This is a genomic window from Bacteroides hominis (assembly GCF_033042785.2).
Taxonomy (GTDB): domain Bacteria; phylum Bacteroidota; class Bacteroidia; order Bacteroidales; family Bacteroidaceae; genus Bacteroides; species Bacteroides hominis.
On the sequence record NZ_CP178829.1, the window covers coordinates 2,173,399 to 2,190,279 of the forward strand.

8 protein-coding genes are annotated in these 16,881 nt (G+C 39.7%); 1 reads left to right on the forward strand and 7 read right to left on the reverse strand.

The features are described 5' to 3' along the window. Position 1 precedes the first annotated feature (1 nt). The 7 genes from R3O62_RS09100 to R3O62_RS09130 form a co-directional block, all read right to left on the reverse strand. On the reverse strand, positions 2–2,653 hold the full coding sequence (locus R3O62_RS09100) for a beta-glucosidase (protein WP_250710154.1): 2,652 nt from the start codon (positions 2,651–2,653) through the stop codon (positions 2–4). A gap of 106 nt (positions 2,654–2,759) precedes the next feature. Then, on the reverse strand, positions 2,760–4,196 hold the full coding sequence (locus R3O62_RS09105; protein ID WP_269110090.1) for a TolB family protein: 1,437 nt from the start codon (positions 4,194–4,196) through the stop codon (positions 2,760–2,762). Positions 4,197–4,207: 11 nt separating this feature from the next. After that, a complete protein-coding gene (locus R3O62_RS09110; protein WP_022011927.1) occupies positions 4,208–5,683 on the reverse strand; it encodes a DUF6057 family protein in 1,476 nt (491 codons plus the stop codon). Positions 5,684–5,758: 75 nt separating this feature from the next. After that, positions 5,759–7,396 (reverse strand): RagB/SusD family nutrient uptake outer membrane protein, encoded by a 1,638-nt coding sequence (locus tag R3O62_RS09115; RefSeq protein ID WP_005810142.1) that lies wholly within the window; start codon positions 7,394–7,396, stop codon positions 5,759–5,761. Between the two features lie 21 nt (positions 7,397–7,417). Then, positions 7,418–10,735, reverse strand: a complete 3,318-nt coding sequence (locus R3O62_RS09120) for a TonB-dependent receptor (RefSeq protein ID WP_122200364.1) — start codon at positions 10,733–10,735, stop codon at positions 7,418–7,420. A 252-nt stretch (positions 10,736–10,987) separates the two neighbouring features. After that, on the reverse strand, positions 10,988–11,974 hold the full coding sequence (locus tag R3O62_RS09125) for a FecR family protein (protein ID WP_005775675.1): 987 nt from the start codon (positions 11,972–11,974) through the stop codon (positions 10,988–10,990). A 124-nt stretch (positions 11,975–12,098) separates the two neighbouring features. Then, positions 12,099–12,674 (reverse strand): RNA polymerase sigma-70 factor, encoded by a 576-nt coding sequence (locus R3O62_RS09130; protein WP_005810129.1) that lies wholly within the window; start codon positions 12,672–12,674, stop codon positions 12,099–12,101. An 890-nt stretch (positions 12,675–13,564) separates the two neighbouring features. Here R3O62_RS09130 and R3O62_RS09135 point away from each other — a divergent pair. Further along, complete coding sequence (locus R3O62_RS09135) at positions 13,565–16,876, forward strand: TonB-dependent receptor (protein ID WP_223127423.1); 3,312 nt, start codon at positions 13,565–13,567, stop codon at positions 16,874–16,876. Positions 16,877–16,881 lie beyond the last annotated feature (5 nt).

Genomic DNA, 16,881 nt, shown 5'->3' on the forward strand with positions numbered 1-16,881 from the left:
ATTATATCTTGATCTTTCCTGTCAGTTTGATGTCTCTGGAAGAGGCACCTACCAGGATTTCAAACTCTCCTTTCTCAAATACCCAACGGTTTTGTCGGGCATTGAAATACCGGAATGCGTCTTCATCCAGTTCGATCTCTACCTGTTTGCTTTCTCCTGCCTTCAGATATACTTTGTCAAAGCCTTTTAATTCTTTCTGTGGACGGGGCTCTTTAGACTGTATATCATGTACATAAAGTTGGGCAATTTCGTATCCGTCTTGCTGCCCGGTATTGGTTATGGTAAACGAAACTGTGACTTTCTTCTGTTTTTTATCTGTAATACGGATATTGAGGTCCGTATAATCAAAAGTGGTATACGAGAGTCCGAATCCAAATGGGAAAAGAGGTTCGATACCTTTTTCGTCGTATCCCCGGTAACCGGTGAAGATTCCTTCTGTATAATATACCTTCTTTTCTTTTCGGGTTTCATCATAGTGCCCGTATGCCGGCGAATCTTCCCATTTTTTTTCGATTGTGAACGGGAGTTTGGCTGACGGATTTACTTTGCCCGAAAGAATGTGGGCTAATGCGTGTCCACCCTCCTGCCCGGGATAGAGGGCATGTACTACAGCGGGTACCTGATTGATCCACCGGGTCATGTTCACTCCGCCTCCGGCATGAATGGCTACTATCAGTTTGGGGTTTACTTTAATCAATTCCTCGATTAGCAGGTCTTGTCCATAAGGCAAATCGAACGGTCGGTCGCGCCCCTCCAGTTCGATGCTTCCGTCCAATCCGGCACAGAACACCACGAGATCGGCTTTCTCAGCCAGTCGCTTTGCTTCAGAAAAGTCAATGTCGCTTTGATAAGCATATCCCATCCGGATCTCTGCCGGGGTGCTGCGTTGGTTACAGAATTCCAGCTGAACGTGTTTGGCATCTCCTTTCCGTACTGAAACGGCAATATTGCGTACGTCGAACGATTGAGACTGGGAAGCGTCCAATGCCAATGTTCCGTCTATCCACAGGCGATACGCTCCTTGTGCATCGACAAAGAACCGGAGGCTGTCTGTCTTCTCGGCATCCACGTATCCTTCCCAACATATCCGGTAGTCACTTCCCAATTTGCTCTCGTTGAAAGGGTATCCCCACCATTCGTAATTTACTGTGCGGTCGATACGGCGAATGATCAGTCCGTTTTCATCTTTACCGTTTCCGGATGCTGTGTTGCCCGGTTGATTGCTGTTTACTGTTCTTCCGGCAGCTACTGCCTGTTGCTGGATCATTTTGTCGGAGAGCATAGCAGAACTGTCAGATGACAATGCATAATAACTGGCTTCCAGTCCGGGTTTACCATCTTTGGTACGGAACTTACTGTTACGGAACAACCGGGGTTTGAACTGGTTGGATATTCCTTCGGTGTAATATACAGTTGCTTCCGGGAATTCCTGGCAGATACCCTCTAATGCTGAAACGACATACCAGGGGTGAACTTTAGAACTTCCACCTCCGCCATACACAATGCTGTTGACATTGTATATTCTGTCTGAAACAATCGCCGGATTGGCTGTAGGACCGATCACGGCAATTACTTTAGGTTGGCGGATGGGTAATGTGTTTTGTTCGTTCTTTAACAGGATGATACCTTCACAGGCGGCATTCAATGCCATTTGATTGGCTTGTGGGTTGAAAGTCGGGATATGGGTGTCTTGCTGAGGCCGATCAAAAAATCCCATTGAGATGCAGGCTCCGTAAATACGGCGTACTTTATCGTTGATCACTTCCTCTGTAACCTTTCCTTCTTTAATAAGTGGGAGAAGTTCTTTGCGGGTGAACCAGTCGTTGCTGCCCATTTCAAGATCCAAACCGTAGTTTGCGGCATTGTCAGCGGAATAGGTACATGCCCAGTCTGACATCAACATGCCTTTGAAACCCCAGTCCTTCTTTAAAATATCGATCAGATGTTTGTTTTCAGTACAATGTATTCCGTTCACTAAGTTGTAACCTGTCATGACGGCTTTGACACCTGCTTTTTGTACGGCAGCTTTAAAAGGTGGAAGGTAAATTTCCTGCAGCGCGCGTTCGGATACTTCCGTACTGACTGTATAGCGGTCAAACTCCTGATCGTTGGCTGCGAAGTGTTTTATGGTGGCGATTACTCCTCCGTCTTGTACCGCTTTAATAAAAGGGACTACCATTTCGGATGTCAGGTAGGGATCTTCGCCGAAATACTCGAAATTACGGGCTCCTTTGGAAGCTCTGTAGTTGTTTACTCCCGGAGCTAAAAGAAAATGAATACCTCTCGCACGCCATTCCTGGGCATACATGGCTCCTGTCTTTTCTGCCAGATTTTTGTTCCATGAGGCAGCCAGAGAAAGTGCCGATGGAAATGCGGTAGCACGTCCGAACAATCCCCAGGAGGCAACGCCCAGCGGACCGTCAGCCAGTTTGAATGCCGGTATTCCCAATCGTTCGCACGGGTGCAGATAGAAATCGTTGTATCCGGCAAGCAAATCTATTTTCTCTTCAAGGGTCATACGTCCGATAAGGTCATTTACTCTTTCTTCGGTAGATAATGTCGTGTTTTGGAACGGATATTGGCTTTGAGCATACAGATTGCAAGGTAAAAGCAATCCGATAGCCAAACTTAAGGTAAGGAAAATGTTTTTCATGTGTTTTCTTTGAATTAAATGTTTATTGAGTGATGTCGCAAAGTTCTAAAAAAGAGGGCTTACTGCAAAATGGAAAGCCCTCTCTTTCGGGGTAAAGTGTGTTAAATTAATGTATAGCTTTTATCAGTTCATTTCCGTTACGCACCGGTTCTTTAATCAGCTCCGGTAAATTATACGTTTTAGTAAACGTATCATAGAAACGCGGATCTTTCTGTGGCAATAAAAACGGTTTTCCCGCTTTTCCTGTTTCCGGATTGAAACTGGCGAAGAATGGTCGTGCCCAAAGTCCGTCCAGTCGTTTGCTGCTGAATACGAACCACTTTCCGGATGACGCCCAGGTATGGAAACTTTCCACGTCATCACTGTTTACTTCGTTTAAAAGCCGTATCTCTCCGGTATCTATCGTTAAAAGGCAAAGCTCGCTTTCCGGATGCCAGATAGAAAAGTTACCATAATCAGATAGAGTGAACATCAGGTATCTGCCATCCGGAGAAACTCTTGGAAAAGACACGCTCTTCCCCTGTCCCGAAGCTTTATATACACACTCCAAGCTCCCGAACTTACCTGATTCGGGGTCGAATCCAATCCGGCATAGGTCATAATGAATACTGTCCAGCGGCATCTTTTCTTTATAAGCGTTTCCACGGCAGAAGTACAGCGTTTTCCCGTCCGGTGTCCAGTTCGGAAATGTCTCCATGTATTTATCCCCACAAATCAGGGAGTCCGTGAGGAACGTTTTCTTTTGCGTGTCATATACCATCAAGTCGGCGGCCAGGTCTGACACCTCGATGGGTTTTTGTCCCGATGAATGGAAGAACTGTTGTATCTCATTCATAGAGAAAGCAATATATCGCCCTGTAGGATGCCATGCTGCATAGGTTCCTCCATTCTTGGCCCCTTCCGGTTTTGTATTGACTTTTTCTACTTTTCCATTCTTTGATATCAGCGTTCCTCCCGATTTTCCACGTACATGTATCATCATGGTTTCGGGCGAGTTCCGGTTGAACGTATGGCAATTTATGCATTGTTTTTCAAATGCTTTATTCTCCGCTATGGGAGTTTCCTCATAATTAGTCAGGTTTCGTTGATAGATTCCCATCTCGTTCCAGAGTTCATATCCCGGGTAGAGTAACCGATAGACCAGATACTCATCTATCGGTTCATTCGATATGGTATCCTTGATATCCGCATACCGTTTCCATTTTCCTCCCTTCAGCAGGGTGATGCGAATGAATATTTCCTTTCCGGCTGCCTTTTGGAGAAGTTTTTTCCAGGCTTTGGATGGGATAATCACTTCCGGTTGCTTGCTGGTATATAGAATATCTGTCACTTTTTCTACACCAATTTCTGTTTGAAAAACATCAGCTTCTTCTTTGATAATGAAATTTGGCGGAGCAATATTAACCGGGAATGTGACTCCTGTATAATCCGGGTATATACAGGGAATACTATCTGTATATAAGTCCGGCCTTTGACATTGCTCCGTGCAGGCTTGTAGTATCCAGGCAAGAGCCATTATAAAAAGAATATAGGTAGTTTTCATATCAGTGCAGATTAATTCTTAATGATTTTATCTCCATAGGGACTGATGAAGTTCAGATAGTACCAATAGGTGTTTCCAAACTCCGATTTCAACCTTTGCATTTCTCTGTTTTTATATAAACCATAATATTGTTGGAATCGTTTTTCGGTTTGTTCGCTTACAGTGAAACCTGATTTTGAAAAAGTTTCTTCGCCTACTCCTAATTTATAGATATAGAGTGCCTCTTCGTAAGCGGGTGGCATTTGAGGGTAATCGAAATTATGTATGAACTTCAGGTTATTCACAAAACGTATGACATTGTTGCTCAACAGTAAGTTACCCATCAGATATTCGAAAGCCATCCGGTTTGTTGAGTCTTGTTCGCACAGATATTGCAGTTCCGGTCCTATATTTATAACATTCGCGAATCGTACAGGTGTGTTGGAGGTCTTGCCGGGTGATACTTTCAACCCGGGAACATTTCCTGTCGGTAGCCATTTCTCCAATGCTTCGGCCTCTTTCTTGTAGAAAAGAGATTGTTTAAGCAGGTTGATAAACCTCTGTGCCACTTTGGGACGTTTATTGGCTATGTTATACCGTGCCAGGTTAATCAGGTGCGGAGCGGTCTCTCCCCAGACAACCATCGATTCGAATTCCCACCGTTGTGCCTCGTTGATATATCCCAGGTCTTCATAAATGAAATGTCCATATTCGCTTTCACGGCTGTCACTGTTCCATGGGAAGTACAGACTTTTGACTCCTAATTTTTGTGGATAATCGAATAGGTGGTAAGGTAGTTTTCCTGTGTGATATAAAGCCAGGTTGTGAAAATAGGAGATCAGTTGATTGGTTCTCCCTGAATTTATATATTTTTCTGTTTGTGTCAATGTGTTCTCCCAATTTCTCTCTTTTACGCTTTTCTCAGCCATCAACATGATGCGTTCCGGCATATTATATGATTGTACGAATATATAACATGTGGCAATGGCATATATGATTATAAAAATTGTGGAAATTGCCATATTCTTTTTATTTCCATGAACATTAATCCATGGAATGCGGATGAAACATTTCCATTGTTTGGTTATGAAGAGATTAATTCCGGCAAGTAACAAAAGCCCCAAGAAAACTCCCACGACAGGTGTTAATGAATGATCTACAGGCATTGTATAAATGAAAAGACATATAGAGGGAACCAAGGATAATTGTAACAGGTCTGTTTGTCCTGTTATTTTTTTGAAAGAATAGTGCGTCAACAGATATATTCCCGCCAATATCCCGGATAATATTGCACTCCCCAATATGGGTATATAAAAGAATTGAACGATGAAATCATTCAGATATGCGATCAACCCTTCCGTATGAATTTGTTTGAAGAAGTATTCTTTAGAGAACAGGAACAAATGGTGTTGTTCGTGATAATAAATCACATGTGAAAGTACCCCTTGGTAACAAAGGAAATAGGTAATGAAAAGTAGTAAAAAAAGTAGGTATGGTAACCGCTTCATAAGTATAGATGCAAGATAATAAGAGAAATGAGGGCACTCCCTGATTGGAATGCCCCCATTGTCTAAACACTATTATTAATAACCCGGATTCTGTGTTAGAGCAGGATTCAAGTCAATTTCGCTTTGCGGTACAGGGAACAAATAGTTATTGTCCGAGTATCTGCTTCCTACCAACTTAATCGGTTCTCCCTGATAAAGGATACACATTTTTCCACCATCTACTTTTTTGTCGGGATCATTCGGGTTGTCTACAATCTTATATTTCAATCCTTCGAATGGTGCATTCAATACGTCTTTGGCAATTCCCCAACGACGGATATCCCACATACGTTTTCCGCCTTCCAGACAAAATTCTACACGCCATTCGTTACGGATACGTTGACGGAGATCATCCTGAGTAGCACAATAAGTAGGCTTGCTGGCATCCGTATTCTGAAGTTCAGGCATACCTACACGACGTCTTACCTGATTGACGGCATCAAATGCAGCCGGATCCAACCCCTTAAGTTCGTTCATGGCTTCAGCATAAGTTAAGAGTACTTCAGCATAACGGATATGTACCCAGTCCTTACCCATGTTCCAGCCATCAGACTGAGGATCTAAACTTGGGTCCAGCCATTTCTGGCCATAATATCCGGTTTCTGTAGCATCATTATGTTGGTTGATGCCTGTGCTACCGCTTGAAGCCAAAGGAGCGACTTTTATTGTTACGCCATACATTTCCTCACCATCGTGCAAAATGTCTACCTCCAAACGTGGGTCACGGTTTTTGAATGGATCTGTTGAATCGTATATTTTAGATTTACTGATCGGAGCGCCTTCACTATCTTCGAATGCGTCCACCAGACTTTGAGTGGGGTTCATGCCACCCCAACCTTTTGTAGGGAAACATTCCCAACCCATCAGGTAGTGAGTTTTGTCCGGGTAGTTAAATTGGGTAACAAGTATGAATTCGTCACAACCATCGGCTTTTTCCCAGAAAAGTTCAGCATATTTGCCTGTATTGTCTTTATCATAAAGTTCATACAAGCCTAAATCCATTACATTTTTGGCTTCTTTGGCAGCTACATCCCAATTTCCGTAGTATAAAGCAGCTCTTGCTTTCATTGCCATAGCGGCTCCTTTAGTAATTCGTCCATAGTCAGAAGCAGGCCATTCTGTTGGAAGGGCAGCAATTGCTCTGTCAAAATCAGCCATGACTTTCTCATATACTTCTGCTCTTGGCATACGTGTGATTCCTTCCATGTCTTTTAAGTCCAGAGGTTTATCAATGTATGGAACGTCTCCGAATGAACGGATCAGATTAAAGTAAATATACGCTCTGAAGAAATATACCTGTCCGAGTGCTTTGGTTTTATCTGCTTCAGGATAATCAGGAATCTCATCTATTTTTGAAAGAATCAGGTTACACTGACGGACATTTGCATAATCACCGCTCCAACCTTGGTCTGCCGGGTCATAAATTCCTTTGGAAATATTACCTGCAGCCCATTTGATACCCATTGTGGCATTGTCTGAATTAATGTCGTTGTCTTGATCCCATGTAGACAGATAGCCATAGAGGTCTGAGACTACTTTGTTTGCGTCATCCGGCGTTTTCCAGAAGCTACCATCAGAAAGCTCTTCCTGAGGATAGCGATCCAGAAAGTCGCTACAAGAGCTGAACCCTACTATAAGGGCTGTTGCAAATATATATAAGTAATTCTTTTTCATATTTTTATAGTATTGAGGGATTTAGAATGAAACTTTTAGGCCTAATGAAACTTTCTTCACGTTGGTATATGACCATCCGCGTGTACTTGATTCTTCCGGGTCAATGTCTTCAAGGCCACAGAATGTCAGTAAGTTTTCACCAGCTACATAGACTTTGATTCTGCTAACGCCAATTCTGTTCAGCCAACTCTTAGGCAGATTGTAGCCTAATGACACATTCTTCAAACGTACATAAGACGCGTCTTCCAACCAGAAAGAAGAAGTTACGAAGTTAGTTTGTGAATCTTTTGTGATACGAGGATAGCTGGCATTATGATTTTCCGGAGTCCATCGATCTAAGTGTTTTTTCAGCACTTTACCACCATTATAGAATGCGTATGAAGATTCGGCTTCACAGTATTTATCGACATCGAATGCACCTTGGAACAGAGCAGAGAAGTCGAAGTCTTTCCAATACAGGTTAATGCTTAAACCACCTGTCCAGCTCGGGAAGTTTTGACCGATCACTGTGCGGTCATTCGCAGCATCAATTTTACCATCACCATTCAAATCAGCATATTTGATATCACCCAATTTTTCTGTTCCTGTACGTTTCGGTTCGTTGGCCAGTTCCTCTTCAGTATTGAAATAACCGATTGCTTTGTAACCATAGAATGAACCGATGGGATAACCTTCTAAACGCCATAATTTATTGTTGTCAGGATCTTCTCCTTCAGTACCCTCAAGGTTTGTGATACGGTTTTTTACATAAGCCAGATTTAAATTTACAGCATAGCTGAAATCTTTATTGATACGGTTATTGTGGAAAATGTTCAAATCGAAACCTGTATTTTCTACACTACCTGCATTCTGAACTGGTGCTGACATACCTAAAATACCCTGTACCGGAAGTTTCAATAGCATGTCATCTGTTTTTTTCTTGTATACAGACAGTTCAAATCCAAGTTTATTATCTAAGAATCCTGCGTCTAATCCAACTTCGTAATTAGTAACTGTGGCCCACTGAAGTGCACTGTTTACATATCTCGCTTCATAGGCGGTTGTGTTCAATGTATTACCAAACATATAAGAACCATAAGCATAAGTCGCTACTGCAGGGTAGATATCGCTCAATTCTTCGTTACCGGTACGACCCCAACCTAAACGTAACTTCAAGTTACTCATCCAGTTCAGATTGTCTTTAATAAAGTTTTCCTCTGAGATTCTCCATCCGGCAGAGAATGCAGGGAATACACCCCAACGATTATCTTTCGGGAAACGTGAAGAAGCATCTGCACGCAGATTCGCTTCAAATAAATATTTGTCAGCGTAATCGTATTGGATACGGCCAAAGTATGAACGACGGGCTAACTCCGTGCCACCGTCAGAATTGGTTTGAGATGATTTATCCAGTGTATTCAATGACTCTGTTAGTTCATCGCTACCACCACCCTTACGTGTGGCTTCTGTATATTTATAAAGTTGCTCCCACTGCTCAAAGCCAAACAATGCACCGATAGTATGTTGCTTGAACGTTTTGTTATAGTTCACCAACAACTGAGATGTATATTCGTTCCAGATATAATATTTATCGTATCCTTCTCTCAAACCAGAATCAGAAATATTTGATCCGGTACCATATGAATAATGTTTCTTGAAGTAATCGATGTTACGAATATCATTACGTACAGAGAATAATCCCTTAACGCTCAATTCCGGTAAGATGTGTACGGTTGCATGTAGGATAGCATTCAACTGCTGGTCCATCTGACGATAAAAACCGGTTCTTCCTAATTCTGCTACCGGATTGGCTTTTCCGCTATAATTAAATGTACCATCTTCATTGTAAACCGGTAGTGTCGGGCTGTTACGGGTCACTTCACTCATCAGTGTAGCAAATCCGACAGCTCCATCCTCACGTGTTCCTCTATATCCGGATACATTCAGTCCGGCAGAAAACCATTTGCTGATTTCTGATTCAACGTTGATACGACCGGTGAAACGATTATAATCATTTTCGTTTGTTAAACCACCTTGATAGAGATAACCAACCGATGCACTGTAATTTGTTTTTTCAGAGCCACCATTGATTGAGAAATTGTGTTGTTGTTCAAATGCAAAATTTTTAAATGTCTCTTTATACCAGTCTGTATTGGGGTGTCCGATTGGATCAGTTCCATTCCGGAAAAGCTCGATATCTTCATCGCTATACGGAAGGGCGGCATTGGGATTTTCATTTTTTACAGCTTCATTGTACAGCATAGCATAGTCTGCCGAACCAAGGAAGTTTAGTTTTGTTGTAGGAGTTGCCCATGCTACACTACCCGAATAGGATACTTTGGCATCTTGTCCTTTCTTACCTTTTTTAGTTGTAATCAAGATTACACCGTTGGCAGCCTGTACACCGTAGATTGCGGCAGAAGCAGCATCTTTCAATACTGTCAAACTTTCGATATCCTGTGGGTCAATGGTATTCATACTACCCGGTACACCGTCTACGATGACTAACGGATTGGCCGCATTCACCGAGTTTTTACCACGTACGGTAATTGTTCCGGTTTGTAATCCCGGAGCACCGGAAGATTGGATAGCTGTTACACCCGGCATTGTTCCAGCCATTGCTGCAGAAACACTTGATACAGAACGAGATTCCAGTGCTTCAGCATTAATGGATGATACTGCACCTGTTAAATTTGCTTTTTTCTGTACGCCGTAACCTACTACAACTACCTCGTCAAGGGTCTTTGTATCTTCTTTCATGGTAACATTGTAAGAAGTAACACCTGGCTTCAACGATACTGTTTCAGGCATATAACCGATATAGGTAATTTGTAATTCGTTGCCGCCTACTGTCAGACTGAATTGTCCGTTAATATCTGTTATAGTACCATTAGAAGGAGCTCCTTTTTCTACTACTGATGCTCCAATGATGGCTTCACCCATTGCATCTTTTACAACTCCCGAAACTTTTCTCTGCTTTTGTTGCTGAGTTGTCTGTACGTCTTTTGTCGCTTCTTTCGTCGCAGATACTACGATCTGATTATCCACGATCTTATAAGTGTATCCCGAATTCTTGAATACTTCGTTCAGTACAGTTTCGATCGGAGCATCCGACACATTGATGGATACTTTCTTGTTCAGCTTTACCTGATTGTCATTGTAGAAGAAAGTATACTCGCTTTGTTTTTCAAGTTCACGCAGTACACTCTCGATGGATACGTTTGTCTTCGTCATTGAAATCTTTAGTACTTGAGCGAAGGCACTCACAGGTACCATAGCTATCAGGCTAACTGCCAAAGCAAAAGCCAGATGCTTTTTCATTCTTTGCGGACTAAACCACCGCATGTTGCATTTTCTCATAAATACGATTAATTATTAGATTGTAATTTTGATTGATAAAGTGAGCACAGGACACTTCTAAAGCATCGCTGCACCAGGTTAACGTCATTTACGGTTTCTCTCTCATTCTTTTCTTTATTAATTTAGGTTTAAAATTTGATGTTTGGTATAAGTTCTAAACGAACTTGGTATAAATCTTATCTTTTGTCCTGTTTTCCAAGTTCCGTATGAACTTAGCTTTTATTACTATTTTTTTATTTCTTAAATCGTGTTCTACTTAAGTTCTTCGAGAACATAGTAGTCATTGCTTATTAATTTATAATTTAATGGCGCACTATGCGACATAATATTCAGAATCAGATCCAATGGTTCATTTCGCAATGTGAATGTAAAGCGATAATGATCAGCCACTTTCTGTGAGCAATCGATCTTTTGACCATACCATTTCTCTAAACGAGGTAAAATCATGGCCAATGTTTCGTTCTTGAAACTCAATCGTCCTCCAATACGCCAAGCAGAATATGAATTAGCATCTACATGATCTATACGCACATCACCGTTTGCTTGGCAAGTCAATTTTTCATTCGGACGAAGAATGTATTCTCCTTTAATTTGCTCTTTGTTATCCTTAGGTTCTACCCTAACTTTGCCATTGAGCAATACTGTTTCTACACTTTCGTCACCATCAAAACTAAAAACCTCAAATGCTGTCCCTAAAGCTGTAACATCCATATTCTTGGTTTTTACAACAAAAGGATGTCCCTTATCCGGATGAACATTAAAAAAAGCTTGTCCTGAAAGAGTTACTTCCCGCTTTTCTCCGGAAAACTCTTTAGGATATGTCAAACGACTTCCAGCATTCAACATCACCAATGTACCATCTGCCAGTCTCACTGAATCCATGGATTGGCGTCCTGAATTCAGAACATACCAAACTTTTGGATCTGATTTTCTGGATAATAACATTAAAGATAATGTTCCGCAAATTAGCAATAATGCTATGGATGCTACCCAGCTATACCGATGTAGGCTTTGCCTAAAACGTCCGCTTTTTCCTTTCTTTATTTGGTGCATAACGTTTGTTAGCATTCGTTCTTCCTTATCGACATCGGTATACATATCAGAAGTCTGTTCCCATTGACTATAAATTGCCTGATTCACAAATTTATAGTTATTAAGTTTTTCTCGCTCTTCCGGCGATAGGCCATCGGTCAGCAGCTTCTTTATTATATTCTTATTTCCTTTTGTCGCTTGTTTCATCTTTATTACCTTCTTATTACCTATCTATTTATAAATACACGCAACACCATAACATCCCCCAAAGAAAATTTAAAATCTTTAAAATAAAAGGGAAATCATGAAATAAGCTCTCTATACCTTATTATTATAGAGAAAGAAATATGATAAATAAATAGATGTTTTTACGTAAAAATTTTAAGGCTTCATTAATATGTCGCTCTACAGTTTTCTCACTGATAGACAGTCGAGTAGCTATTTCTTTATAGCTAAGGTGCTCTTCACGGCTTAAGTGAAATACTTCTTGTTGCCGAGGCGTCAGTTCAGAAATTAATTTCTTTATATAGGCCTGAAGATCGGCTGCATCCATTTCATCTTCAATATCATATTCAACTTCTGCACTACTGAGTATAGTCGTTTTATACGCATTTTCATTGAAACTTTTACGAAATTGATTAAAAATTATATTGCGGGTTATAATAAATAAAAATCCTTTGAAGCTTTCATTCTCTTTCAAGAAGATACGTGCCTCCCACAATTTTACGAAGACCTCCTGTACCACTTCTTCTACTTCGGCCATAGAAGATAGGTATAAACGGGAAAAGTTGTGAACTTTAGGCCAATACATTCTGTATAGAGCAGTAAATGCAGCTTCGTCCCCCAGTTTTAATGATACAATAAGCTCTTTCTCGGTCATAAATCTATCGGTGTGATGTGCAAACATACAATTTTTTAGGGAGAAACAATACAAATTTTAAAATAAAAATAGAGGATTTATAGCAAATGAGCGTATTTGAATATAAAAAGATGTGTTTAAATAATAATGATTATAGAAATATAAAAAAGATAGTAAAATTCATTTTAGGTTGACATAAGGGAGAGGATCTTTATATTTAGCTAACTCAGACTTTCTTTAAAAAGATGCTATAATAATTTCTTCTTGAATAAAAATACTATTATCATGCAATATAAAATTGCCTTTTAAGTAAAAATACATTTTATTGCAGGATCTTATTCGTTTCCTGAATATACGAAATTAATTCTCTATCTGTACGAAGTTAATATCCTGTTGACAAAACCTTAATTCTTTATTTGTACGAAGTTAACATCTTAAAAAGTTAGAGTTCAAAAATCTGCTTTAAGAAGCTATTTACTAATTTTTCCCGTTTACATTTCTACTATCATAAATCATCGTTAATTCACTTAATACATATCATTAAAGAGCTATATCGTTTGTTTTATCGAGCAAATACACAAAATTGGAGGCTTTATCCTATCAAATATAACTTTCTCTAACAGCAACACAGCTGTTTTTTTCCTCAGATCTTTGGTTCGGGTGCTAAAACCAGCAATACAGATGAGATAGAAAATACAAAATGATAAAAAAGCATGAAATAATCAAAATGTAAACAGGACCCTATAATAAAAATAAATAAAGAATAAAAATGCAATAGTTCTCGAAGAACTTAAGTAGAACACGATTTTACACCCTAAAAAGATTCAAATAAGAAAAATGGAAAAAACAGTGAAACATGTTAATCAAGCACGGGATTCTTAAAGGGCAACGCCTATCATTTGTTAAATTTAAATTACAATCTAATAATTATGGTATTTATGAAAAAATGCAATCAAAAGTGGTTTAATCCACAAAAAGTAAAAAAGCAAATAGCAATTGCTGTTGCTATTAGTTTAGTTTGTGCAATACCTATCAGCACATTTGCACAAGTACTCAAATTCTCAATAAAAAAGAGTAACACTTCTATCCAATCGGTATTACAAGAGTTAGAAAAAGGAAGTGAATATACTTTTTTCTATAATGATAATCAAGTGAAGTTAGATAAAAAGGTTTCTATAAATGTAGAAGATGCTCCGATAGAAGTTGTTCTAAATCAAATATTTGAAAATTCCGGGTACTCTTATAGAATAGTAGAGAATCAAATTGTTATATATACAATCCCCACCACAACTGCGCAACAAACGGTTCAACAGCAAAAACAACAAAAAGTGACCGGTGTAGTAAAAGATATTGCAGGGGATCCTATAATAGGAGCATCTATAATAGAAAAAGGTTCTTCTTCAAACGGGACTATCACTAACGTGAATGGCGAATTTTCTCTTATAGTAACAGGCAATGAACTCCAGGTTAGTTACATTGGATATATTCCTCAAACCATTAATCTCAAACCGGGGGTAAGCTCTTATAATGTAATAATGAAGGAAGATACCAAAACATTAGATGAAGTAGTGGTAGTTGGGTATAGTACACAAAAGAAAGAGAGCTTGACTGGTGCGCTACAAACAGTTAAGAGCGATAAACTAAAAGATATTACTACCCCTTCAGTAGAAAATATGTTAAACGGAAAGGTTCCGGGAGTATATGTAGCTCCAGGGTCGGGACAACCCGGGTCAGGAGGAGCTGTCGTGATTCGTGGGCAAGCAACTTTAAGTGGGACCACTGCTCCATTATGGGTTATTGATGGAGTGATTGTTGGTTCAAATGCCGGTGCTTTGAATCCAAGTGATATAGAAACAATGACTATCCTAAAAGATGCTGCTTCTACTGCTATTTATGGTTCACAAGGAGCCAACGGCGTTATTCTGGTAACAACCAAAAATGGTAAAGCAGAAAAGATGACAGTAAATGTCTCCGCAAAAGTTGGTATCAGTAAGTTAGGGAGAGGAAATATGGAAATGATGGATGGAGCGGAGCTATATGATTACTATAAATCATTCTCAAATCAGGAAGCGATTACTTTTTCACGTTATAATGATGAACTGCGAAATTGTAATTTCGATTGGTTTGATTTGGCTGCCCAAACAGGAGTTACCCAAGATTACAATGTTTCTTTATCCGGAGGTAATGAGAAAATCAGATCTTTCCTTTCCATCGGTGTCTATGATGAAGAAGGAGCAGTGAAAGGCTATGATTACACACGATATAACTTCCGGTTAAAAACAACCTATAACCCCTTTGAATGGTTGAGTATAAAACCTGCACTGGCAGGATCGCGACGGGATATTGAAGATAAACAGTATGATGTAACTTCCATGTTCCAAAGACTGCCATGGGATAGTCCTTTTGATGAAGAAGGGAATTTGGTTCCCAATAGATATACAGGATGGGTGAACAGTTCTAATAGCAATTATCTATACGATCTGCAGTGGAATAAATCGAACTCTACCAATTATGAATTTATGGGTAATTTAGATTTTGATATTAGAATTACTGACTGGCTGAGTTTTTCATCCGTCAATAACTATAAATACATAGGCTATAATTACAGTGAATATACAGATCCGCGCTCAAGTAGTGGAGAGGGAGTAGATGGGCGTATGCGTGAATATCAAACTACCACTGTACGTCGTTATTCTAACCATATCATACGTTTTAACAAAATGTTTGGTAAACATTCAATAAATGCGTTGGCTGCTTATGAATTCAACGATTATTGGGCCAAAGCAACAGATATGTATGGAATAGGATTTATTCCCGGTTTCGAAGTATTGGACGTGGTAGCTAAACCGGAGAAAGTTGGTGGTAGTATTAGTGAGTGGGCGGTACAGTCTCTTTTATTTAATGCAAACTATGCTTTTGATAATAAATATCTGGCACAACTATCGTTCCGTCGCGATGGAGCCTCTAATTTCGGAGATAATGCAAAATATGGAAATTTCTTTTCTATCAGTGCCGGATGGAACATTAATCGTGAGAAATGGTTTCATGCCTCTTGGGTTGATGTATTGAAATTACGTATATCTTATGGCTCGGTGGGTAACCGACCAAGTTCACTTTATCCCCAATACGATCTCTATTCAGTATCTTCTAAATATAACGAAGAATCCGGAGCCTTGATATCACAATTGGGCAATAAAGACCTTACTTGGGAAAAGACTTATACTACAGGCACCGGAGTTGACGTAGCTTTTTTTGATAATCGGTTGAGAGCAAGTTTTGACTGGTATAATAAGTACACAAGTAACATTCTATATGCAGTACCCATTTCCGGATTAGTAGGAGTGACAAGTATGTGGAAGAATATTGGTGAAATGCAAAATCAAGGATTTGAATTGTCCATTGGCGGTGATATTATCCGTACGAAAGACTGGGATTGGAATATAGAAATTAACTTGGGACATAATAAGAACAAATTAAAGAAACTCTATAAGACAAAGAACGCTGAGGGACAATTTGTAGAAAAGCCAATTATTATTTCAGATGGAACATCGATTGCAGGTACAGCCAAAAGAGTATTACAGCCAGGTTATCCATGTGATACTTATTATCTGAAAGAATGGGCAGGTGTAAATCCGGAAAATGGGGCACCTCAGTGGTATAAAACCGTAGAAAATGAAGATGGAACTTTATCACGTCAGAAAACAAGTAATTATTCTGAGGCTGATCAAGTGAAATGTGGAAGTTCATCTCCAGACATCTTTGGAGGATTTAGTACGGTACTCCGCTGGAAAGATATTGATCTGAATGCAGTATTTGGCTACTCTGTAGGAGGGCAAATCTATAATTATTCTCGCCAGGAATATGATTCAGACGGAGCATATAACGATCGAAATCAAATGAAACTTCAAAAGGGATGGAATCGTTGGGAAAAACCGGGAGATATAGCTACACATCCGATGGCTTCTTATAGTAATACGAGTAAGTCGAACAGTTCTTCCTCGCGCTATCTTGAAAAAAATGACTATCTTAAATTGAGATCATTATCAATCGGTTACAACCTAAAATTGCCTCAATATTATATTAATAATATGAGAATTTTCTTCACTGGAGAGAACCTGTTCTGTGTTACAAATTACTCAGGCGTAGATCCGGAAATTCCGGCCAGTGATGGTTCTGTAATAGGTACTGCATTACCTTCGGTTTATCCAACTGTACGTAAATTTATGTTTGGGCTTAATTTAACATTCTAAAAGTA

Excerpts from the sequence above, each read along its gene's own strand:
- R3O62_RS09100 (WP_250710154.1), bottom strand. The coding sequence starts at position 2,653 with ATGAAAAACATTTTCCTTACCTTAAGTTTGGCTATCGGATTGCTTTTA.
- R3O62_RS09105 (WP_269110090.1), bottom strand. The coding sequence starts at position 4,196 with ATGAAAACTACCTATATTCTTTTTATAATGGCTCTTGCCTGGATACTA.
- R3O62_RS09110 (WP_022011927.1), bottom strand. The coding sequence starts at position 5,683 with ATGAAGCGGTTACCATACCTACTTTTTTTACTACTTTTCATTACCTAT.
- R3O62_RS09115 (WP_005810142.1), bottom strand. The coding sequence starts at position 7,396 with ATGAAAAAGAATTACTTATATATATTTGCAACAGCCCTTATAGTAGGG.
- R3O62_RS09120 (WP_122200364.1), bottom strand. The coding sequence starts at position 10,735 with ATGAGAAAATGCAACATGCGGTGGTTTAGTCCGCAAAGAATGAAAAAG.
- R3O62_RS09125 (WP_005775675.1), bottom strand. The coding sequence starts at position 11,974 with ATGAAACAAGCGACAAAAGGAAATAAGAATATAATAAAGAAGCTGCTG.
- R3O62_RS09130 (WP_005810129.1), bottom strand. The coding sequence starts at position 12,674 with ATGTTTGCACATCACACCGATAGATTTATGACCGAGAAAGAGCTTATT.
- R3O62_RS09135 (WP_223127423.1), top strand. The coding sequence starts at position 13,565 with ATGAAAAAATGCAATCAAAAGTGGTTTAATCCACAAAAAGTAAAAAAG.